Origin of the sequence: Morganella sp. HMSC11D09 (assembly GCF_001807955.1) — a bacterium.
In the GTDB taxonomy this organism is placed as follows: domain Bacteria; phylum Pseudomonadota; class Gammaproteobacteria; order Enterobacterales; family Enterobacteriaceae; genus Morganella; species Morganella morganii.
Genome location: NZ_KV791636.1, coordinates 27541 through 49948 on the forward strand (window position 1 = coordinate 27541; position 22408 = coordinate 49948).

The 22408-nt window shown below is 51.4% G+C and carries 22 protein-coding genes; 17 read left to right on the top strand and 5 right to left on the bottom strand.

From position 1 onward, the window contains the following. Positions 1–63: 63 nt before the first annotated feature. Positions 64–675, bottom strand: a complete 612-nt coding sequence (gene prfH, locus HMPREF3119_RS00195; protein WP_230679336.1) for a peptide chain release factor H — start codon at positions 673–675, stop codon at positions 64–66. After that, the gene (locus HMPREF3119_RS00200) at positions 672–1808 is read right to left on the bottom strand and encodes an RNA ligase RtcB family protein (RefSeq protein ID WP_070577900.1); all 1137 of its coding nucleotides are present in this window, start codon (positions 1806–1808) and stop codon (positions 672–674) included. The genes prfH and HMPREF3119_RS00200 overlap by 4 nt, the downstream gene beginning before the upstream one ends. Before the next feature lie 441 nt (positions 1809–2249). Here HMPREF3119_RS00200 and udp point away from each other — a divergent pair, with 441 nt between their 5' ends. From udp to tatC, 10 genes are all read left to right on the top strand, one after another. Beyond that, positions 2250–3005 (top strand): uridine phosphorylase, encoded by a 756-nt coding sequence (gene udp, locus HMPREF3119_RS00205; protein WP_024475183.1) that lies wholly within the window; start codon positions 2250–2252, stop codon positions 3003–3005. 133 nt (positions 3006–3138) lie between these two features. After that, entirely contained in the window at positions 3139–3921 is a 783-nt protein-coding gene (locus tag HMPREF3119_RS00210) for a tyrosine-protein phosphatase (protein ID WP_004241564.1), read from the top strand. 23 nt (positions 3922–3944) lie between these two features. Further along, the gene (locus HMPREF3119_RS00215) at positions 3945–4478 is read left to right on the top strand and encodes a DedA family protein (RefSeq protein WP_070577903.1); all 534 of its coding nucleotides are present in this window, start codon (positions 3945–3947) and stop codon (positions 4476–4478) included. A 183-nt stretch (positions 4479–4661) separates the two neighbouring features. Continuing rightward, entirely contained in the window at positions 4662–6041 is a 1380-nt protein-coding gene (gene rmuC / locus HMPREF3119_RS00220; protein ID WP_370531213.1) for a DNA recombination protein RmuC, read from the top strand. A gap of 60 nt (positions 6042–6101) precedes the next feature. Then, the gene (gene ubiE / locus HMPREF3119_RS00225; protein ID WP_004238233.1) at positions 6102–6857 is read left to right on the top strand and encodes a bifunctional demethylmenaquinone methyltransferase/2-methoxy-6-polyprenyl-1,4-benzoquinol methylase UbiE; all 756 of its coding nucleotides are present in this window, start codon (positions 6102–6104) and stop codon (positions 6855–6857) included. A gap of 1 nt (position 6858) precedes the next feature. Then, positions 6859–7533 carry a ubiquinone biosynthesis accessory factor UbiJ gene (locus tag HMPREF3119_RS00230; RefSeq protein ID WP_004238232.1) on the top strand — a complete coding sequence of 225 codons (675 nt, stop codon included), beginning with the start codon at positions 6859–6861 and terminating at the stop codon, positions 7531–7533. Further along, the gene (gene ubiB, locus HMPREF3119_RS00235; RefSeq protein WP_004238231.1) at positions 7520–9157 is read left to right on the top strand and encodes a ubiquinone biosynthesis regulatory protein kinase UbiB; all 1638 of its coding nucleotides are present in this window, start codon (positions 7520–7522) and stop codon (positions 9155–9157) included. The genes HMPREF3119_RS00230 and ubiB overlap by 14 nt, the downstream gene beginning before the upstream one ends. A gap of 105 nt (positions 9158–9262) precedes the next feature. Continuing rightward, positions 9263–9523 (top strand): Sec-independent protein translocase subunit TatA, encoded by a 261-nt coding sequence (gene tatA, locus HMPREF3119_RS00240; protein ID WP_004238230.1) that lies wholly within the window; start codon positions 9263–9265, stop codon positions 9521–9523. Between the two features lie 3 nt (positions 9524–9526). Further along, positions 9527–10057, top strand: coding sequence for a Sec-independent protein translocase protein TatB (tatB, locus tag HMPREF3119_RS00245; RefSeq protein ID WP_036418908.1), 531 nt, complete (start codon positions 9527–9529; stop codon positions 10055–10057). Between the two features lie 22 nt (positions 10058–10079). Then, a complete protein-coding gene (gene tatC, locus HMPREF3119_RS00250) occupies positions 10080–10835 on the top strand; it encodes a Sec-independent protein translocase subunit TatC (protein WP_004238228.1) in 756 nt (251 codons plus the stop codon). Positions 10836–10905: 70 nt separating this feature from the next. Here the strand turns inward: tatC and rfaH are convergent, their stop codons facing one another. Further along, complete coding sequence (gene rfaH / locus HMPREF3119_RS00255; RefSeq protein WP_015422426.1) at positions 10906–11397, bottom strand: transcription/translation regulatory transformer protein RfaH; 492 nt, start codon at positions 11395–11397, stop codon at positions 10906–10908. 206 nt (positions 11398–11603) lie between these two features. On the opposite strand from rfaH, the gene pepE reads away from it, so the two are divergent. The 3 genes from pepE to fre all read left to right on the top strand — a co-directional run bounded on the left by pepE (position 11604) and on the right by fre (position 14585). Beyond that, complete coding sequence (pepE, locus tag HMPREF3119_RS00260) at positions 11604–12329, top strand: dipeptidase PepE (RefSeq protein ID WP_015422427.1); 726 nt, start codon at positions 11604–11606, stop codon at positions 12327–12329. 73 nt (positions 12330–12402) lie between these two features. Continuing rightward, a complete protein-coding gene (ubiD, locus tag HMPREF3119_RS00265; RefSeq protein ID WP_004238225.1) occupies positions 12403–13875 on the top strand; it encodes a 4-hydroxy-3-polyprenylbenzoate decarboxylase in 1473 nt (490 codons plus the stop codon). Positions 13876–13883: 8 nt separating this feature from the next. Next, complete coding sequence (fre, locus tag HMPREF3119_RS00270) at positions 13884–14585, top strand: NAD(P)H-flavin reductase (RefSeq protein WP_004238223.1); 702 nt, start codon at positions 13884–13886, stop codon at positions 14583–14585. Positions 14586–14717: 132 nt separating this feature from the next. Here fre and fadA read toward each other — a convergent pair whose 3' ends face one another. Together fadA and fadB are read right to left on the bottom strand one after the other, a co-directional pair. Next, entirely contained in the window at positions 14718–15884 is a 1167-nt protein-coding gene (gene fadA / locus HMPREF3119_RS00275; RefSeq protein WP_070577906.1) for an acetyl-CoA C-acyltransferase FadA, read from the bottom strand. A 7-nt stretch (positions 15885–15891) separates the two neighbouring features. Continuing rightward, entirely contained in the window at positions 15892–18069 is a 2178-nt protein-coding gene (gene fadB / locus HMPREF3119_RS00280; RefSeq protein ID WP_070577908.1) for a fatty acid oxidation complex subunit alpha FadB, read from the bottom strand. 288 nt (positions 18070–18357) lie between these two features. Here fadB and pepQ point away from each other — a divergent pair, with 288 nt between their 5' ends. Genes pepQ through hemG form a run of 4 tightly spaced genes read left to right on the top strand, consistent with a single transcriptional unit; the run spans position 18358 to position 22326 of the window. Beyond that, positions 18358–19692, top strand: a complete 1335-nt coding sequence (gene pepQ, locus HMPREF3119_RS00285; RefSeq protein WP_070577910.1) for a Xaa-Pro dipeptidase — start codon at positions 18358–18360, stop codon at positions 19690–19692. Continuing rightward, positions 19692–20318, top strand: coding sequence for an IMPACT family protein (locus HMPREF3119_RS00290; protein WP_004238215.1), 627 nt, complete (start codon positions 19692–19694; stop codon positions 20316–20318). Before pepQ ends, HMPREF3119_RS00290 begins: the two co-directional genes overlap by 1 nt. Before the next feature lie 20 nt (positions 20319–20338). After that, entirely contained in the window at positions 20339–21790 is a 1452-nt protein-coding gene (trkH, locus tag HMPREF3119_RS00295) for a Trk system potassium transporter TrkH (protein WP_036418904.1), read from the top strand. Between the two features lie 11 nt (positions 21791–21801). After that, positions 21802–22326: a menaquinone-dependent protoporphyrinogen IX dehydrogenase gene (gene hemG / locus HMPREF3119_RS00300; RefSeq protein ID WP_015422429.1), complete on the top strand. Its 525-nt coding sequence runs from the start codon at positions 21802–21804 to the stop codon at positions 22324–22326. The last annotated feature ends 82 nt before the right edge of the window (positions 22327–22408 follow it).

A 22408-nucleotide genomic window follows, 5' to 3' on the forward strand; every position in this document is an offset into this window, starting at 1 on the left:
GTTTATTTATATATAAAGAAGAAAAAAGCCGGTCAGTAATGACCGGCTTTGTGTTATGTGCTGTCAGCTGACCGGACGGAAATCCGGCCCGCTGAAGCAGCGTGTTGCCCGGCCGCGCTCGATCTGGTGATGTGACCGGTGGCGCTCGCCGTTCAGTGATGCGGACTGTTGTTGCTGATATTGGCTCAGATGCCATTCAATCAGGCGGCAGGCCAGTTTTTTGTTGGCGTGCTGGCTGCGTTCAGACTGCACTTTAACCGTAATACCGGTGGCAATGTGCGTGGCCCGGACAGCGGATTCAGTCTTATTCACATGCTGGCCGCCCGGCCCCTGTGATTTCAGACGTTCAAAGACAATCTCACTGTCTGATACTGCCTGCGGTGCAGTAAAACGACGGATGCCGATAAACCAGTTTTTACGCCGGTGTTTCGGGCGGAGCGGGCTGGCACACTGCCACTGCAATGTCCCGCACCAGCGATCCGCCAGAGCATCCGCATGTTCTCCGTCCAGTGACAGCAGGGCGGAATGCAGGCCGTGCTGTGACGGCATTTCCTCCGCAATGGTCACGGTGACCGACGACTGGGCAGCCTCCTGTAAAAAGAGGCGCAGCGCGTGCTTCACCGCCAGACAGCACTCTTCCGGGCCGTGAGCGGCAGAAAACTGTAATAACATCAGCAGCACTCCCCGCTCGTTTTGTAGGTCAGCAACGGTTTCAGCCGCGCCACCACGGTAATCAGCCCGGCACCTGACAGGCTTTCAATCACAGTCTCAATGGATTTATAGGACTGCGGTGCTTCCTCATAAATCAGCTGCTTATTAGCGCAGATCACCCGGCTGCCGAGATCGGTACGGGATAACTGCGCCGGGGTATAGCGGTGAGAAAGGCGTCCTTTGCACTCGGTGCGCATCCATTTACGTCCCGCGCCGTGCGCGAGAGAGTAAAGGCTGTCAGCGGTTGCATGTGGTTTCACCAGATAACTGTAATCACCGCGTGAGCCGGGGATCACCACATAATCATGATCCACCGGGGTTGCCCCTTTCCGGTGCAGCCAGCCGTTACGGCCGTTCACCGTGCAGGCTTCCACCAGGTTATGATTGATATCGAGTACCGCCTCACCGTTGGTACGCAGCTGCTGCATCATCCGCAGTGCAATCAGCGCCCGGTTGTGTTGTGCAAAATCCAGCGCCTGCTGATGTGCTGCCAGATATTCCGCCGCTTCCGGCGTGTTCTCTGTCAGCCCGTCGTGGCTGAACTGCTCAACATGATGACGCAGAACCATCTGCCCCAGCCCGCGTGAACCGCTGTGAACCAGCAGCACCATACGCTGTTTATCCAGCCCGGACGCGGCAAACAGGCCGTCATCACAGACCTTATCGATTTGCTGAAACTCAGCAAAATGATTTCCGCCGCCGACAGAAGACAGAGAGGCGGCAAACGGATGTGAAGCGAAGTGATCGCTCACATGCTCTGCCAGCCAGTCTGCGTCCGCATGGTCATGCATGCTGCGCAGTTGCTTTTCAGCTTTGTCTGCGTTGAGTTTGCTGACTTTCAGCGCAGTCTGATACAGCGCCATACCGCAGCCGATGTCGTTACCGACCAGCGCGGGATAAAAACGGCCTTCAGAGAAAAATGCCGCACCCACCGGATAGCCTCTGCCGGGATGCAGATCCGGCATACCGGCAACAGCCGTCATACCCGGTAATTGTGCGGTGGTGATCAGTTGTTGAATCGCGTTACTTTCGATCCACGTCGCATCCGAGGCGATATAAGAGACGCCCGGCGCGACAAAATGCATATAATTGCCCATAATCCATTCCGGAAAATAGTGAAAATTCGGGTTTATGGCGGGCAGTCAGGAAGAAACAGAGAGGTAACAGGGACGGGTAATACGGAGAAATAACGCTGTAATACCGGTGTGATAATCAGTTCTGCAAGAGCCCGCAAAGAGTGCACAGTAATGTTGTCATATGAACCTCCTTACGTTCTGAAAGTGACTGTCAGCACGCATCGCGTGCCGGAATGGTGCGGATAGTAGAGTGAGGCGGATAAAAAATCAACCTGTGTTTTGTTTTTTCAGAGAGCAGTCCGGCGACATTTTCAGCATAAACCGCTGTTTATGTGATTTGAATCTCATTTTTATGTAATTGATTCATCGTCACGTATCAATGAAGTGATAATAATCACTAAATCTTGTGTGGTGACACGCTACAGTGTCCTCAATAATCATTTTTTCGCTAAGGAGTTCAGGATGGCTGATGTATTTCATTTAGGTTTGACTAAAGCAGATTTACAGGGTGCGACGCTGGCTATCGTACCGGGCGATCCGAACCGGGTCGAAAAAATTGCCCGCCTGATGGATAATCCTGTTCATCTCGCGTCTCTGCGTGAATTCACTTCATGGCGCGGTGAACTGGACGGCAAAGCGGTAATCGTCTGCTCAACCGGTATCGGCGGCCCGTCCACTTCTATTGCAGTGGAAGAACTGGCACAGCTGGGGATCCGCACGTTCCTGCGTATCGGTACCACCGGTGCGATTCAGGAAAACATTAATGTCGGTGATGTCCTTGTGACCACAGCAGCCGTGCGTCTGGATGGTGCAAGCCTGCATTTCGCGCCGATGGAATTCCCTGCCGTGGCTGACTTTGAATGCACCACCGCGCTGGTCAATGCGGCGAAAGCAGCCAAAGCAACAGTGCATATTGGTGTGACCGCTTCTTCTGATACTTTCTATCCGGGCCAGGAGCGTTATGATACCTTCAGCGGCCGTGTGACCCGCCGGTTCAGAGGATCAATGAAAGAGTGGCAGGAAATGGGCGTGATGAACTTTGAAATGGAATCCGCCACACTGCTGACCATGTGTGCCAGTCAGGGGCTGCGTGCCGGGATGGTTGCGGGCGTTATCGTTAACCGCACCCAGCAGGAAATTCCTGATGAAGCGAAGATGAAGAAAACCGAATCCAACACTCTGGATATTGTGGTGGAAGCCGCCCGTCATCTCATCTGATCGTCACCGGTTTCATGAATCAAGCCGTATCGCCGGGTTTTCCGGTGATGCGGCTTTTTTTTAATCATTCATTCTGTAAATCTGATACAGTGATCGTGCCGAACATACTGATAATAATGATAAAGAGGTATCAATGACCAGACAGCCATTACCGCATCCTTCTGTATTGCCGCTCGACGGCGGGATCAATTTTCGTGACCTGGGAAACAAAGTGCTGCCGGACGGCAGTAAAATCAAACCCGGCCTGCTGTTCCGTGCCGGGGCGCTGGATCGCCTGAGCGACAACGACTTAACCCGCCTGACAGAGCAGAATCTGTTTCAGATCCTGGATTACCGTGACAGCGGCGAAATTGCTGATAAACCGGATCGTCTGTGGAATGGCGCGCTGTACACGAACGCACCGGCAAATCCGATGTCAAAGGAAGTGGATGCTAACCTTGAGAAACTCGGCAATGAAGCGCTGACGGAGTTTGATCCGAAAGCCTTTATGCTGCGCCTCTATGAACTGCTGCCGCTGGGCAACCCGGCGTATCATGCACTCGGCGATATGCTGCGCAACCCGGAAAAAGGCGGCATTGTGCAGCACTGTGCGGTCGGTAAAGACCGGACCGGTGTGGGTTCGGCACTGGTGCTGTTTGCACTCGGCGCGGATACCGATATGGTGATGGAAGATTATCTGCTGACCAATGACACACTGGCACCTTACCGCCATGAACTGCTGGCGGAACACGCGAAAACCATGCCGGAAGCGGTGGTGGAGAAATTCGCCTATGTGTACTCCGTACAGCCTGATTTCCTGAATACTGCTCTGAAAAGCATTCACTCGCATTATGGCAGTATTGATACCTGGCTGGCGAAAGATATCGGGCTGACAACAGCAGTCCGCGACAAAATCCGCAACCATTTCCTTGAGTAATATCAGACAGTAAGGGGGATTTTCTGGCACCGGCAGATATTATTACCACCGTTACCGCATTTGTCCGGGAACATGAGTTCTGGGCATTGCCGATCGTTTTCGTGCTGGCATTCGGTGAATCTCTCGCATTCCTTTCCCTGTTGTTTCCGGCAACAGTGATTCTGCTCGGAGTCGGGGCGCTGATCGGGGAAGGCGGGCTGCACTTTCTGCCTGTCTTCCTGGCAGCGGCCGCAGGTGGCTTTTTCGGCGACTGGATCTCTTATTACATCGGCTACTACTATAAGGACAATGTCCGTCATATGTGGCCGATTTCCCGCTCCCCGCAAACCCTGGTCAGAGGACATCAGTTCTTTGACAAATGGGGAATATGGGGTGTCTTTTTCGGGCGCTTCTTCGGGCCGTTCCGCGCCGTGGTACCGCTGGTGGCCGGGATCTGTGCAATGCCGCAGCGTCATTTTCAGCTGGCTAATCTCTCTTCTGCCGTGATCTGGGCATTCGGCCTGCTGGCCCCCGGCGCGTTCGGGCTGAAATGGATGGCCGGGCTGATGGGCGGATAGTGCCGCATTTTCACCGGATTACATTGATTTTTGCGTGACGTGCCGAAAAAAACGGCGGACAACAAAAAGACAGTGGACATCTGTACAGTGCTATTTTACCGTAAGCGGCGTAAGTGACTCGCGGAGGAGACGGCCATCGTGGATATTCAGTGGCTTTATGGTTTTATCGGCATTCTGAGCGGTATTCTGCTGGGCGGCGGTGTGGTCTGGTTCAGCCTGCAACAGCGGCTGGCGGACAAAAACCGGCTGTTACAGGATAATATTGCGCAACTGGCTCTGCTGGATGAAACCCGGCGTCAGGCTGCATACTGGCAGCAGGCCAGGGAGCAGAGTGAACAGTCACTGGAAAATGCCCGTCATATCAGTGCACAACAGGAAGCGGAAATCCGTGAGCTGACCACCCGGCTGGAAGAAAGCCGCCTGGCCGCCGAAGAAAAACAGCGGTTGCTGCTTAACAGTGAGCAGCGCCTGAATACTCAGTTTGAAAACCTGGCCGCCCGTATTTTTGAACAGAGCGGCCGCCGGACAGATGAACTCAACCGCCAGAGCCTGTCCATGCTGCTGCGCCCGTTCCGTGAACAGCTGGATAACTTTAACCGGCAGGTGCAGGAAAGTTACAGCCAGGAAAGCCGCGAGCGCCACACTCTGACACATGAAATTCAGCGCCTGCAGCAGCTCAATCTGCGGATGGCGCAGGAAGCCGTCAATCTCACCAATGCCCTGAAAGGCGACAACAAAATGCAGGGGAACTGGGGGGAAACTATTCTTGCCCGTATCCTGGAAGCCTCCGGTCTGCGCGAGGGGCATGAATTCGCCACTCAGGTCAGTCTGAAAAATGAACAGCAAAGCCGTTATCAGCCCGATGTGGTGATTTACCTGCCGCAGAACAAACAGGTGATTGTGGATGCCAAAGTATCGCTGGTGGCCTACGAGCGTTACTTCAACAGTGACACCCCGGAAGCCCGGCAGACGGCACTGACGGAACATATCAACTCTGTGCGTCAGCATATCCGCGGCCTGAGCCGCAAAGAATATCAGGATCTCAGCGGGATTAACTCGCTGGATTATGTACTGATGTTTATCCCGGTTGAACCGGCGTTTCTGGCGGCGGTCGGGCAGGAGAGTGTATTGCTGGATGAAGCCCTCAGAAGCAATATCATGCTGGTCAGCCCGTCCACACTGCTGGTGGCGCTGCGGACAATCGCCAATCTCTGGCGTTATGAACATCAGCATGAAAACAGTCAGGCAATTGCACAGCGTGCCGCCCGTCTCTATGACAAACTCCGCCTGTTTACCGAGGAAATGGACGGTATCGGCCAGGCGCTGGATAAAGCCCAGAATACCTATCACGGGGCGATGAAAAAACTGACCACCGGCCGGGGAAATCTGCTGTCACAGGCAGAAAGCTTCCGTGAGCTGGGCGTTGAGGTAAAACGCCCGCTGGATGAAATTCTGGTGCAGAAAGCCCGTCTCAGTGAACAGCAGGATACCGCTGCGGATGAACTGCCGGAGGAGCAGGCTAATTTCGCAGAACAACACAATGGGCATAGGGTTTTGCGGTAAAGGCTGATACACTTTTCCGATCACTAATTCATGCACACAGGCAAAACAGGCAAGAAGAGAATGGAAGAGCAATCCCGGGATACAATCGATTTTGGTTTTCGCACTGTTAACAGAAACGAAAAAGCAGGTATGGTGGCAAACGTCTTTCATTCTGTTGCCGCAAAATACGATCTGATGAATGACCTGATGTCTTTCGGCATCCATCGTGTCTGGAAACGTTTTACTATTGATGCCAGTGGTGTCCGCCGTGGTCAGCGGGTGCTGGATCTTGCCGGGGGAACCGGTGATTTCACTGCAAAATTCTCCCGTATGGTCGGCGAAAACGGTCAGGTGATCCTCGCGGATATCAACGATTCCATGCTGAAAATGGGCCGGGAAAAGCTGCGTAACCACGGGGTTGTCGGCAATGTGAATTATGTTCAGGCGAACGCCGAAGAACTGCCGTTCCCGGATGACTACTTCAACTGCATCATCATCTCTTTCGGGCTGCGCAATGTCACCGATAAAGACAAAGCACTCCGTTCCATGTTCCGTGTGTTAAAACCGGGCGGCCGCCTGCTGGTGCTGGAATTCTCCAAACCGGTGATTGAACCGCTGAGTAAAGTATATGACGCATACTCCTTCCACGTGCTGCCGCGTATCGGGCAGGCGGTTGTGAATGATGCGGACAGCTACCGCTATCTTGCCGAATCCATCCGCATGCATCCGGATCAGGAAACCCTGAAAGGTATGATGGAAAATGCCGGATTTGAGCATGTTTCCTACACCAATATGACCGGCGGCATTGTGGCGCTGCATAAAGGATTCAAATTCTGATATGGCTGATACGTTTGCAGAAAATATCCCGTCTCCTGTCAGTCCGCAGGCACTTTACCCTGTGGTTGCCGGATTTCTGGAAACGGTACTCAACCGGCTGTTGTACAGTGAAAATGTACTGAAACCGGCCCGCGCCCGTCTGACCGGCAAAACACTGACCCTCAGGCTGACAGAGCCGGATATGCAGTTCACGCTGATCTTCAGTGAAAAACAGCTGGATGTGATTTCCCGCTGGGAAGACCCGGCAGACTGTGTGCTGCAAACCCGTTTTCTCACGCTGCTGAAACTGAAAGACAAACAACAGCTTTCAGCTCTGATCCGGCAGGGTGATGTCATTATTGACGGCGATATGCAGGTCATTCAGCACTTTTCAGCACTGCTGGATATGGCGGAATGGGATCCGGCACATTATCTGGCACCGTATACCGGCGATATTGCCGCACAGACACTGACTCAGATTGCCGTAAAAGGCGGGCAGTTTATCCGTCGGGCGGTATGCCGTCAGCAGGAATATCTGACCGGCGCGCTCACCCGTGAGTGGGCACTTGCTCCTTCCGCGCTGGAAGCCGCTCATTTCTGTGATGAAGTTGCGGATGCTGCACAAACCGCAGATGAACTTGAGATGCGCCTCGCCCGTCTGGAAAAAAAAGCAGGAACCGGGTATGAGACCGAGTGAAATAAAACGCCTCTATTTTATCATCCGCACTCTCCTGAATTACGGGCTGGATGAACTGATCCCTAAAAACCGTCTGAGCTGGGCAATCCGTCTCTGGCGCCGTTCACTGTTCTGGATGCCGAACAAGCATAAAGACAAAGTGCTGGGTGAGCGTCTGCGTCTGGCTCTTCAGGAACTGGGGCCGGTGTGGATAAAGTTCGGTCAGATGCTCTCCACCCGCCGGGACTTGTTCCCGCCGGCCATTGCTGACCAGCTGGCACTGTTGCAGGATCGCGTTTCATCATTTGACGGCAATCTGGCAAAGAAAACCATTGAAGATGCCCTGGAAGGGCCGGTGGAAACCTGGTTTGATGATTTTGATATCACACCGCTGGCATCCGCCTCGATTGCTCAGGTGCACACTGCAGTTCTGAAAGAAAACGGGCAGGCGGTGGTACTGAAAGTGATCCGTCCGGATATTTTGCCGGTGATCCAGGCTGATATTCATCTGATGTACCGGCTGGCGAACATGGTTCCCCTGTTACCGGACGGCAGACGTCTGCGGCCGAAAGAGGTCGTTCGCGAGTATGAAAAAACACTGCTGGATGAGCTGAATCTGCAACGCGAAGCGGCTAATGCTATTCAGTTGCGGCGTAATTTTGAAAACAGCCCGATGCTCTATGTGCCGGAGGTTTATCCGGATCTCTGCCGTGAAAATGTGCTGATCATGGAGCGTATCTACGGCATTCCGGTTTCTGATATTGCGGCTCTGCATGAGCAGGGCACAAACATGAAACTGCTGGCCGAGCGTGGCGTGCAGGTCTTCTTCACGCAGGTTTTCCGTGACAGCTTCTTCCATGCGGATATGCATCCGGGCAATATTTTTGTCAGCCGTGAGCATCCGGACGATCCTCAGTATATCGGTATCGACTGCGGTATTGTCGGTTCACTGAATAAAGAAGATAAGCGCTATCTTGCGGAAAACTTTATTGCCTTCTTCAACCGTGATTACCGTAAAGTGGCTGAGCTGCATGTGGATTCCGGCTGGGTTCCGCCGGATACCAATGTGGAAGATTTTGAATTTGCTATCCGTACGGTGTGTGAACCGATTTTTGAAAAACCGCTGGCAGAAATCTCTTTCGGTCATGTGTTGCTGAACCTGTTCAATACCGCCCGGCGCTTTAATATGGAAGTTCAGCCGCAACTGGTTTTATTACAGAAAACCCTGCTGTATGTTGAGGGGCTCGGACGCCAGCTTTATCCGCAGCTGGATCTGTGGAAAACCGCGAAACCATTCCTTGAATCGTGGCTGAAAAGTCAGATTGGCGTGAAAGCCGTGATCCGTAGTATCAAAGAAAAAGCACCGTTCTGGGCGGAAAAACTACCGGAATTACCGGAACTGGTGTATGACAGTCTTAAACAGCAGCGCCGTCTTCAGTCCGGTGTTGAGCGGCTGGCAGAGCAGATGAAACAGCAGCAGGCTGCTCAGCGGAAAGCAAATTTCTCACTGGGTATCGGTGCGACATTGTTTGTCTGTGCGAGCTTATTCTATCTGGCCGGAGCACCGGTTGCACCCTGGGTTCTGATGTTTTTTGGTATACTTACCTGGGTAACAGGATGGTGGCAATCCGGTAAAATGAAGTAAAGATTGAGTTAAAGCAAGGTTTCAGCCTATGTCGTGTATTTCCGTATACGGCTGTGGTTGTATATAATGAAGTAAGTAGGTCCATATCAATTTGAGGTAAAACTAATGGCCGGTATTAATATTTGGCAATTGTTAATTATTGCTGTGATTGTTGTACTCCTGTTCGGAACAAACAAACTCCGTACTCTGGGATCTGATTTAGGTGCATCTATCAAAGGCTTTAAAAAAGCTATCGGTGATGAAGATCAGAACAAAGCAGATACAACAACAGCCGGAAAAGACGCGGATTTTGAACAAAAAAATATCGCAGAAAAGAAAGCTGATTCAGCTGAGCAGCCAGAGAATAAAAACAAAGAGCAGGTATAACCCGTGTTTGACATCGGTTTTGGTGAACTGATCTTAGTATTGGTTATCGGACTTGTGGTTCTGGGACCTGAACGCCTTCCGGTTGCTGTGAAAACAGTAGCCGGCTGGATCCGTGTGATGCGTTCAATGGCTGCCAATGTGCAGAATGAACTGACGCAGGAACTCAAACTTCAGGAATTGCAGGATAACCTGAAAAAGATGGAAGAGCAGGCCGGTAAAGCCATTTCACCTGAATTGAAGGCGTCGATGGATGAACTGAAAGAAGCAGCTGATACATTACGCCGCTCTTATCAGGAACCGGTGGATACACTGAAAAAGCAGCTCGACCCGGAAGCACTGGCCGATCAGGAACTTGAAATTCCGTCTGTCCGTCCGGCATCAGCCGGCACTCCGGCGTCGGAAAATCCGGCTCCGGCAGCACCATCTCCGGCCGTTGCTGAGGAAGCCCCTGTCCGGCCATCACCGGAAGTCAGTGATACAGAACCTGCACCGTCACCGGTAACCGTTGCTGCGTCAGATTCACAGAAACATTAATAGATTACGGTAAAAGTACGTTATGGCTGTTGAAGACACGCAACCGCTGATCACTCATTTAATCGAATTACGAAAACGCATTCTCAACAGCCTGATTGCAGTCTTTGTTGTGTTTGTTGCGCTGGCGTATTTCTCAAATGATATCTATCAGCTGGTATCCTCGCCGCTGGTGAGCAAACTGCCGCAGGGTTCGAACATGATCGCAACGGATGTTGCATCACCGTTCCTGGCGCCGATTAAGCTGACCATTATGGTCTCCATTTTTATTTCGGCACCGTACATCCTGTATCAGGTCTGGGCTTTTATTGCACCGGCGCTGTATAAGCATGAACGCCGGTTGTTAATGCCGCTGCTGTTTTTCAGCACCGTGCTGTTTTATATGGGGATGGCATTCGCGTATTTTGTTGTCTTCCCGCTGGCGTTTGGTTTCTTTACCTCGACAGCACCGCAGGATGTGGTCATTGCGACAGATATTAATAACTATCTCAGCTTTGTCATGGCGCTGTTTATGGCGTTTGGTATCTCCTTTGAGGTGCCGATTGCCATTATCCTGTTGTGCTGGAGTGGTGCGACGACTGTTGCCTCACTGAAGCAGAAGCGGCCGTATATTCTGGTCGGGGCTTTTGTGGTGGGAATGCTGCTGACACCACCGGATGTGTTCTCGCAGACGCTGCTGGCTATCCCGATGTATCTGTTGTTTGAAATCGGTGTGTTCTTTGCCCGTTTCTATGTACCGCGCAGTAAAGCACAACCGCAGGATGAAGAAGCCGAAGAGTAATGCGATACTGCTTCAGGTAAAAACCGCCTTAATAACAGGGCGGTTTTTTGTTTCCGGGTGACGGAGATACTCAGAGTTTCCGGATAAAGCTGGTGTTATCCACTTTTTTGGTCAGCTCTTTACTGATCAGCGTCAGCAGCAGCACGGAGCGGGTGTCGCCGTCCGGCTCCTGATAAATCGCTTCCAGGCCTTTAAACATCCCTTCAGTGATTTCCACAATATCTCCGGGCTGCGGAACATTTTGCTCTGACAGGCTGACACATTCGGCATTTTTCAGCTCTTCAATCAATGATGCGGGAACAACGGCAGGCAGTGGTCCGAAACGGACGAAATGATTGACGCCGCGCGTTGAGTTAATCGTGGTTGTATGAATAGTCTCGGGATCAAAAGAAATAAACAGGTAATTCGGGAACAGGGGCTCATTGACCGTCACACGTTTGCCGCGAACCACTTTTTCAATATTCGCCATCGGTGTCAGGCATTCCACCTGCTGCCGCTGCAAATGTTCCATTGCCCGCGGAAGTTGTCCGCGTTTGCAGTACAATAAATACCAATCCTTCATTACGCTATCCAACACAAACGGGGGCTTATATAAAGCCTGATAATAACAAATTTGTTTTACTATGAATGCAACAAATGGTGATTTAAGACAAATGAGTGTGAATTCAGTCCCTTATTTGAGTTGCTTTTTACCGTAGAATGATGTCATTTAATGAGTTATAAACTAATTATCATATTTATAATGACAGAATAATAAGGGCAATGTCGATGGACATTTTTTTACTCAGTAACGGCAAACTTTCCGGTAATCCGCAATGGCTCAGCTATGCACAGGAGCGCATCCGGGCAATGATAAAAACCCGCGGGATCCGCTCTGCGGTACTGATTGCATATGCCGTTATCCGTGCAGATCACGACCAGCGTGCCCGTGAACTTTCCGAAGCGCTGGGCATTGATGTTACCTGCATCGAACATTTTGATTCCCCGGTTCAGGCTGTCGAAAATGCGGAATGCATTCTTGTCAGCGGCGGAAATACCTGGCTGCTGAATCAGTTACTGCATGAGAATGGCCTGGTTGTGCCAATCCAGCGCGCGATTCGTGAACGGAATATTCCGTATATCGGCTGGAGTGCCGGGTGTAACGTTGCCACGCCGAGCATCCGGACCACCAATGATATGCCGGTACGTAACTGTGTGGTGATGCCGTCTCTGGGGCTGTTCCCTGTTCAGATTAACCCTCACTATATTGATGCGGTCATCAGCGGCCATATGGGTGAAACCCGTGATGAGCGGATTGCGGAATTTTGTGCCATCAATCCGGATGAGATTGTTGTGGCGCTGCGTGAAGGCAGCGGCTTCCATATCACCGGAAATGAGCTGCACTACTTCAGCGGCAAAAATGAAGGATTCAAACTCTTTCAGCACAACAAAACATTCCCGGAACAATTTGATACCAGCGCCCTGGCAGACCGGGTTCCGTTCCGCTGCTGTTGATCCCTGTACTTGTAACAGTGGGCGGGATTCCTATAATGGAGTCCCTTCCACCTGCTGATAGATTAATAACATAATGAAATATCGGGACCTGAGAGATTTTCTCACCATTCTGGAAAGTCAGGGCGAGCTTAAACGGATCAAAACTGAAGTCGATCCTTACCTCGAAATGACGGAAATTGCTGATCGCACACTGCGTGCGGGCGGCCCTGCATTGCTGTTTGAAAATCCGAAAGGTTATTCAATGCCGGTGCTCTGTAATCTGTTCGGCACAACCAAACGGGTTGCGATGGGAATGGGGCAGGAAGATGTCAAAGCACTGCATGATGTCGGTAAACTGCTGGCTTTCCTGAAAGAACCGGATCCGCCGAAAGGGTTCCGTGATCTTATCGATAAGCTGCCGAAGTTTAAGCAGGTTCTCAATATGCCGACCAAACGGCTGAGTTCCGCACCGTGTCAGACGCATGTTTTCACCGGCGATGACGTGGATCTGACAAAAATCCCGGTTATGCATTGCTGGCCGGATGATGCGGCACCGCTGATTACCTGGGGACTGACCGTCACCCGGGGGCCGTTTAAAGATCGCCAGAATTTAGGTATTTACCGCCAGCAGGTTCTGGGGAAAAATAAACTGATTATGCGCTGGTTATCGCATCGCGGCGGCGCACTCGATTTTCAGGAATGGTGTCAGGCACACCCGGGGGAACGTTTCCCTGTTGCGGTGGCCTTGGGCGCTGATCCTGCGACAATTCTCGGTGCGGTGACGCCGGTTCCGGATACCTTATCCGAATACGCCTTTGCGGGGTTACTGCGCGGTAATAAATCCGAAGTGGTGAAATGCATTTCTAATGACCTGGAAGTTCCTGCCGGTGCTGAAATTATCCTTGAAGGGTATATTGAGCCGGGCGAAACCGCACCGGAAGGGCCGTACGGGGATCATACCGGTTATTATAATGAAGTGGATTATTTCCCTGTCTTCACGGTCACACATATTACCCAGCGTGATGAACCTATCTATCACTCAACCTATACCGGTCGTCCGCCGGATGAGCCGGCAACTCTGGGTGTGGCACTGAATGAAGTGCTGGTGCCGATTCTGCAGAAACAGTTCCCTGAAATTGTCGATTTTTATCTGCCGCCGGAAGGGTGTTCATACCGCCTGGCCGTTGTCACCATGAAAAAGCAGTATGCGGGACATGCAAAGCGGGTCATGATGGGAGTCTGGTCGTATTTACGGCAATTTATGTACACTAAATTTGTCATTGTCTGCGATGATGATATCAATGCCCGTGACTGGAATGATGTGATCTGGGCGATCACCACCCGGATGGATCCGGCCCGGGACACTGTCATGATGGAGAATACCCCGATTGACTATCTCGATTTTGCATCTCCGGTATCGGGGCTGGGGTCGAAGATGGGACTGGATGCAACAAATAAATGGCCCGGCGAAACCTCGCGCGAGTGGGGCAAACCGATTGTTATGACCGATGAAGTCAGACAACGTGTTGACGCCATATGGGACGAATTAAATATTCTCGATAATTGAGGGAGCACATGGCAACGTTAAACTGCAAAGTTACCTCTGTTGAATCTATAACGGATACGGTATACCGCATAAAATTATTACCGGATGGTGATTTTTCATTCAAAGCCGGGCAATATCTGATGGTGGTGATGGATGAACGGGATAAGCGCCCGTTCTCAATGGCATCCGCGCCGTCATCCCGGCAGGAAATTGAGCTGCATATCGGAGCATCCGAATTTAATCTTTATGCGATGGCGGTGATGGACCGGATCCTGGATAACCGCCGGGTGACCATTGATATCCCGCACGGCAAAGCCTGGTTCCGGGAAAACAGTGACGCACCGATGCTCCTGATTGCCGGAGGAACCGGTTTTTCTTACACCCGTTCTGTTCTGCTGGCGGCACTGGAAGAAAATTCGCAGCGTGATATCACGTTTTACTGGGGTGCCAGAGAGCATGTTTATCTCTATGACCTCGGTGAATTGCAGGCTCTCGCCGAAACACATCCGAACCTGAAAATTATCCCTGTTGTTGAACAGCCGGATGATACCTGGCGCGGGCGCACCGGTACTGTGCTCAGTGCGGTGCTGGATGATTTTGGTTCACTGGCCGGAAAAGATATCTATATTGCCGGTCGTTTTGAAATGGCCAAAATCGCCCGCGAACGTTTCTGCCAGGAGCGTGGTGCAGATGCCGGCCGCCTGTTTGGTGATGCATTCGAGTTTATTTAAAGAAAATCCCGCCCCCTGACGGCGGGAGTATGCTGATAACAGGTCAGCTAAACAGTTAAAGCAGTATCAGCGACGTATTGTGCCGTGTGATGAAGCAGAAAACGTCGCTGTTATTTATAACGTTCTCAGTGATCAGCTGCGGACACGTTCAATCACGGTTGCTATCCCCTGACCGAAACCAATACACATCGTTGCCAGGCCGAACTGCGCATCCCGCTGCTCCATGACCGTCAGCAGTGAATTGATAATCCGGGTGCCGGAACAGCCGAGCGGATGCCCGAGTGCAATCGCGCCGCCATGCAGATTCACTTTGTCATCATAACAGTCAGATAATCCCATACCTTTCAGGCAGGCAAGTGCCTGTGCCGCAAATGCTTCGTTCAGTTCGATAACATCAATATCTGCCAGCGTCAGCCCGGCCTTTTTCAGAACTGCCTGTGTTGCCTGTACCGGTCCGTATCCCATCAGTGCCGGTTCACAGCCGGTAACACTCATCGCCTGAATCACCGCCCGCGGAGATAAACCATGCTCACGGGCATAGTGCTCCCCGGCCAGCAGAGTTACGGATGCACCATCTGAAATTGCTGAGGAATTACCGGCGGTGACTGTGCCGCTGATCGGATCAAATACCGGACGCAATGACGAAAGTTCAGCAAGACTGCCGTTATCGCGTACGGTTTCATCCCGGGTGGCAATGACAGGTACTCCGGCCTGGTTATGACCCTGAACCGGATGGATTTCACGGCTGAATCTGCTATCACGGAATGCCTGTGCGGCCCGCTGATGTGAACGCAGAGCAAATTCATCCTGTGACTCACGGCTGACAGAAAACTGTCGTGCCAGTGCTTCGGCTGTCAGCCCCATCATGCCGGACGCTTTGGCCGTGTGCAGTGCGGCAGCCGGATTGATATCGATACCCTGTGTCATCGGGATATGACCCATATGTTCAACACCTCCTGCAAGTGCCAGTTTACCGTCACCGGTCTGAATCAGGCGGGCGGCATCATGCAGGGCCTGCATTGATGAACCGCACAGGCGGTTCACAGTGACGGCAGGCACGGTGTGCGGGATCTCTGTCAGCAGGGCGGCATGACGGGCTATGTTAAACCCCTGTTCCCCGGTCTGCTGCACACACCCCCAGATAATGTCATCAATATCGGCTGCATTGATATTGTTACGCTTTATCACTGCACTCATCACTTCTGCTGAGAGTGTGTCCGCACGGACATGCCGGAATATACCGTTTTTTGAGCGGCCCATTGAGGTGCGGAGACCATCAATTATCATGACTTTTTCCATATAAACCTCACTGTGCAGTAACAGGGTGACTATCCGGTTGCGGATAATAAGGAGTGTTATTAACAGCATGTGCCCGCAGACTGTCCGGAATGGTATAAAGCGGACCCAGTGTGCTGTATTGCTCTGCTTTTTCACAGAAAGCGCGGGTGCTGGTATCATCCAGATAACGGAAAATACCTCCCCGGAACGGCGGAAAACCAAGGCCGTAGACCAGAGCCAGGTCTGCTTCTGCCGGGCTGCTGATAATGCCTTCCTCGTAGCAGCGGATAACTTCGTTCACCATCGGAATCATCAGGCGGTCGATAATCTCGTCTGCAGTAAAGTCACGGGGCGTGCGTCCCAGTGGTGCAAGCACTTCTTCGAGCTGCTCATCGGGCTGTTTCTGCAGGTGGCCTTTGCCGTCATCAGTATGGCGGTAAAACCCGAGGCGGCTTTTTTGCCCCAGCCGTTTCAGTCCGGCAAACAGACTGATGACATTGTGCTCTTCAACGACCATCCGGCCCGGATAGCCCTCAGCCATCACATGCTGTACATGATTAGCCGTATCCAGTCCGACAACATCGAGCAACAGCGCCGGTCCCATCGGCCAGCCGAATTCCTGTTCCATCACACGGTCAACCGTTTTAATATCCGCTCCGCCGGAGACCAGCAGAGAAAAGGCGTTCAGATACGGAAACAGTACCCGGTTGATAAAGAATCCCGGACAATCTCCCACCACAACCGGTGTTTTTCCCATTTTGTGGGCGTAGTGCACCACAGCGGCGATTGTATCGTCTGAGGTTTTCTCTCCCCGGATCACTTCAACCAGCGGCATTTTAGGTACGGGATTGAAAAAATGCATTCCGCAGAAATTGTGCGGGCGTTTCAGCGCCTGAGCCAGTTCACTGACAGGGATCGAAGAGGTGTTTGATGTCAGAATGCAGTGTTCACTAACCTGTTGTTCAATATCTGCCAGCACTTTTTGTTTGATGACTTTGTTCTCAACAACCGCTTCAACCACTATATCGCAGTCACTGAGTTCATTATCATGGCGGACAGGGTGGATAGCGGCGCGTATTCCGGCGGCCTGAACCACGGTCATTTTTCCTGACTGACACTGTTTTTCCAGCAATTTTACGGCTTCATCAATACCGGCCTGCAATGCGGCGGGCTGAATATCTTTCAGGTGTACCGGAATACCGCTGTAAGCTGACTGGTAAGCAATACCGCCACCCATAATACCGGCACCGATAACAGCGGCCTGTTCCGGGGCATCACGTAATACCGTCTGCTGGCGGGTAAGGCCTTTAACATATTGTTCATTCAGGAAAAGTGAGACCAGAGCCCCGGCGGTGAGTGTCCGGGTCAGTGGTACAAAATGCGCGGTTTCGCAGCGCAATGCTTCATCGCGCGGGAGTTTCGCTCCGGCTTCAATTCCGTTTACTGCCGCCATCGGCGCCGGGTAATGTTTTCCTGCCTTTTGCCGGACAAGGGCTTTGGCCGTGATAAGGCTCATCTGTAATTCTGCAGGGGGCAGCTGTAACGCCGCTTTTTTCTGCTGCCGTTGTGCCTGCCAGTTAGTCCGGCCACTGATCGCCTGCTCCAGCAGCATCAGTGAACCGTTAATCAATTCATCATCCTGTACAATGCCATCAGTCAGTCCGAGTTTCAGCGCTTCACCGGCAGTCACAATTTTCCCCTGTGTGATAAGTTCAAGGGCATTATCACAACCAATCAGGCGGGGCAGACGGACTGAGCCGCCGAAGCCCGGCATTATCCCGAGTTTGGTTTCCGGCAGGCCGATACGCAGATCGTCAGTGGCGAGGCGGTAGTCTGTTGTCAGTGCGCACTCGCACCCACCGCCGAGTGTGAATTTCCGCAGTGCGGCGACAGTAGGCACGGGCAGATCTTCAATCCGGTTAAACAACCGGTTGGCGAAATTCAGCCACTCGGTCAACTGTTCCGCCGGTGCATTAAACAGAGTCAGAAATTCTGTAATATCCGCGCCCAGGATAAAGCTCTCTTTGGCGGAGGTAATAATCAGGCCTTTCAGCTGCGGTGTTTGTTCAAGGCAGGCAACGGCTTCATCCAGTGAGGCAATTGTCCGGGTATCCAGTTTGTTTATCGCTCCCTGCGCATCAAAAACAAGTTTTGCAATTCCTTCTTTTTCCCAGCTGACCTTCATTGATTCACTGTGATAAAGCATACGGTTCTCCTTAAATATTGCATCGCTCCCGTAAAGGATGAGAACACCATGTGGTATGACCAGATAGAGTAATTGTGATTTTTTTGTTAACGAAAGCAAATAAAATGATGATTTTTTGCGCTGAAGATCACGTAAAATGTCTCAATATGCAGAAACAGAAAAGAAAAACGTCGTGACGCGCCGAAGATTCCCGGTAAATAACCGGGGATGACATAGCCTGCCATATCCATAATCGCGGAGATCATGCTAAGCTTTTGTCACTATCATAATGAAAAAAGGTCAATTCCCATGGAAAAAATGGCATCCCTCTACCGTGAGCACATCGCAACATTATTACAGCGGACCCGCGATATTCTTGCGCGTGAGAAACTGGATTCGTTACTGATCCACTCCGGTGAACCGATACGCATTTTTCTCGATGATCGCGATTATCCCTTTAAAAGTAACGTGCATTTTAAAGCATGGGTGCCGGTAACTGATGTACCGCATTGCTGGCTGTGGACTGATGGTGTGAATAAACCGAAATTATGGTTCTATTCTCCGGTTGATTACTGGCACAGTGTTGAGGCGTTACCTTCTTCTTACTGGACAAACGATGTTGAGGTTATTCATCTGAAGAATGCCGGTGACATTGCCTCCATGCTGGCATCACAGGATAAAACCCGCACTGCGTATATCGGGCCGAATACCGATCGTGCCGCAGCGCTGGGGATCAGCAGCAATCATATTAACCCGAAAGCGGTGCTGGATTTCTTTGCGTTTCATCGTTCATATAAAACAGATTATGAACTGGCCTGCATGCGTGAAGCACAAAAAATGGCGGTTAACGGGCATCTTGCCGCACATGAGGCTTTTTTATCCGGCCTGAGTGAATTTGATATCAATATGGCGTACCTGATGGCAACCGGCCATCGTGATACAGATGTGCCGTATGACAATATTGTTGCTATTAATGAAAACGCCGCTGTTCTGCACTACACCAAACTGAATAAAAACGCACCGCATACACGGCACAGCTTCCTGATCGATGCCGGTGCGGAATTCAATGGTTATGCCGCAGATTTAACCCGGACATATGCTGCTGATGCTGACAGCGATTTCGCACAGCTGGTATCAGATTTGAATGATGAGCAGCAGTCACTGATCGGTGATATTAAAGCCGGGGTCCGCTATACCGATTACCATATTCAGATGCATCACCGCATCGCGAAACTGCTGAAAAAACATAAAATAATCACCGGAATGTCTGAGGAAGCTATGGTCAGTGAAGGGGTAACCACACCGTTCCTGCCGCATGGGCTTGGCCATCCGCTGGGTCTTCAGGTTCATGATGCTGCCGGGTTTATGCAGAATGATCAGGGTGAGCATCTGGCGGCACCGGCAATGTATCCGTTCCTGCGCTGCACCCGTATTCTGGAGCCGCGTATGGTGCTGACCATCGAGCCGGGACTGTATTTTATTGAATCTCTGCTGGCACCGTGGCGTGAAGGTAAGTTCAGTCAGCATTTTGACTGGAAACGTATTGAGCAGTTTAAACCTTGTGGCGGCATTCGCATTGAAGATAACATTATTATCCATGACAACAGTGTGGAAAATATGACGCGGGATCTGAATCTGCCGTAATGAAATCGTACCTTATACCGGCTGAGCCGGTTATGTTTACTGAAGAGATAAAAAAAAGCCGTTTCATCACTCTGTTGCAGCATACGGACGGGGTGGATGAAGCAAAGCAATTTATTCAGTCTGTCAAAGATGAATATCCCGATGCCCGGCACCATTGCTGGGCATTTGTTGCGGGGCGTCCGGATGATTCTCAGCAACTGGGATTTTCTGATGACGGTGAGCCGACCGGAACAGCCGGTAAACCGATGATTGCACCGCTGCTCGGCAGCGGAATCGGGGAAATTACGGCGGTGGTTGTCCGCTATTTCGGCGGAATAAAATTAGGCACCGGCGGGCTGGTCCGTGCATACGGCAGCGGGGTTCAGCAGGCACTGAAACTGCTGGTAACGAAAACTAAAATCCCGCAGGTGATCTGTGAAATAACCTGTGATTACAGCTTTATCAGCCAGGCAGAATTAGTGGTCCGGCAGGTGGATGGTACGATAATCAACAGTGATTTCGGTTCGGATGTGACGTTACGTATTTCGATTCCTGCTACCTTACTGAGTGAGGTTAGTGATAAATTACGTGACCTGAGCCGGGGGATGTTTGAGCTTAAATGCCCTGATGACACCACCGGAAACTGATTTCTGAGGACTCTGCTGCAATGCATTTTCGCGCCATAACCCGTATTGTCGGGTTACTTGTCATTATTTTTTCTGTCACCATGATCATTCCCGGGATTGTGGCGCTTATCTATAAAGACGGTGCAGGTAAAGCATTCAGTCAGACATTCCTGGCAGCACTGATTATCGGTCTGCTGCTCTGGATCCCGAACCGCAATAAAAAAAGTGAGTTAAAACCGAAAGAAGGTTTTCTGATTGTGGTGCTGTTCTGGACGGTGCTGGGCAGTGTCGGGGCATTACCTTTTATTTTTTCTGAGCGTCCGAACCTGTCGGTGACAGATGCGTTTTTTGAATCATTCTCCGGGCTAACCACAACGGGTGCCACCACACTGGTCGGGCTGGACACGCTGCCCAAAGCGATTTTATTCTACCGGCAGATGTTACAGTGGCTGGGCGGGATGGGGATCATCGTATTAGCCGTTGCTATCCTGCCGCTGCTGGGTGTCGGGGGAATGCAGCTGTACCGGGCGGAAATGCCGGGGCCACTGAAAGATAATAAAATGCGCCCGAGGATTGCGGAAACAGCAAAAACCCTCTGGCTGATTTATGTGTTCCTCACCATCGTCTGTGCAATTGCCCTCTGGTTTGCGGGGATGGATGTTTTTGATGCGATATCCCACAGCTTTTCCACTATCGCCATCGGTGGGTTTTCCACTCATGATGCCAGTATCGGTTACTTTAACAGTCCGGCAATTAACACCATCATTGCCATTTTCCTGCTGATCTCAGGTTGTAACTATGGCCTGCACTTTGCGGTACTGACCGGGCGTAGCCTGGGAGTTTACTGGCGGGATCTGGAATTCCGGATGTTTATTTCCCTCCAGTTCGTGCTGGTCGTGATCTGTGCGTTGGTTTTGTGGAAGTTTGATGTCTATGCTACGGAGGGACAAACCCTCAACCAGGCGTTTTTCCAGGTTGTCTCGATGGCGACAACGGCCGGGTTCTCCACTGACAGTTTCTATAAATGGCCGCTGTTCCTGCCGATGCTGCTGCTGTGTGCGGCATTTGTCGGCGGATGTGCGGGGTCAACCGGCGGTGGTCTGAAGGTTATCCGCATTATGCTGCTGTTCCTTCAGGGGGCGCGTGAACTAAAACGCCTTGTGCATCCGAATGCAGTTTACACCATCAAGCTGGGCCGCCGGGCATTGCCGGAACGCATTATCGAAGCTGTCTGGGGATTCTTCTCCGCGTATGCTCTGGTCTTTGTGGTCAGTATGCTGTTACTGATAGCGACAGGTGTTGATGAGTTTTCCGCTTTCTCTGCGATAGCCACCACACTGAATAACCTGGGACCGGGGTTGGGTACGCTGGGTGAGAACTTTACAACCCTGAATCCGGGCGGGAAATGGATTCTTGTCGTGACGATGTTATTTGGTCGTCTGGAAGTCTTTACTTTGCTGGTATTGCTGACGCCGACGTTCTGGCGTGATTAACGGAGTGTTTCATGTCGTACTTGTTGCTTTATTCCGGCCATGACGGGCAGACAAAAAAAATCATTACTGAAATTGCCCTGCATTTACGCAAAGCAGGGGCAGAGTGCGATGTCCGCTCTTTGCAGGATAATCAGCCGCTGAATCTGGCGCCGTATGAGAAGGTGCTGGTCGGGGCATCTATCCGCTACGGTCACTTTAACCGGGCGCTGGATAAATTCGCGAAGTTGCACGCGGTGCAGCTGAATCAGATGAAAACCGCATTCTTTGGTGTGAACCTGACTGCCCGTAAACCGGAAAAACGGACACCAGAGACAAATGTGTATGTCCGGAAATTCCTGGCCGCGACACCCTGGAAGCCGACAGCCTGTACTGTATTCGCCGGGGCATTGCTGTATCCGCGTTACGGCTGGTTTGACCGGATGATGATCCGTCTGATTATGAAGATGACAAAGGGTGAGACAGATACCACCAAAGAAGTGGAATACACGGATTGGCAACAGGTTGAGGCATTTGCTGCAGAGTTTGTTCAGATTTAAAGCAAATCACCGGCATTTTGCCGGATAAAACACCGTTGTGGTGAAAAAATTGGCAAACAGAAAAAAAGTTGAAATAAACACT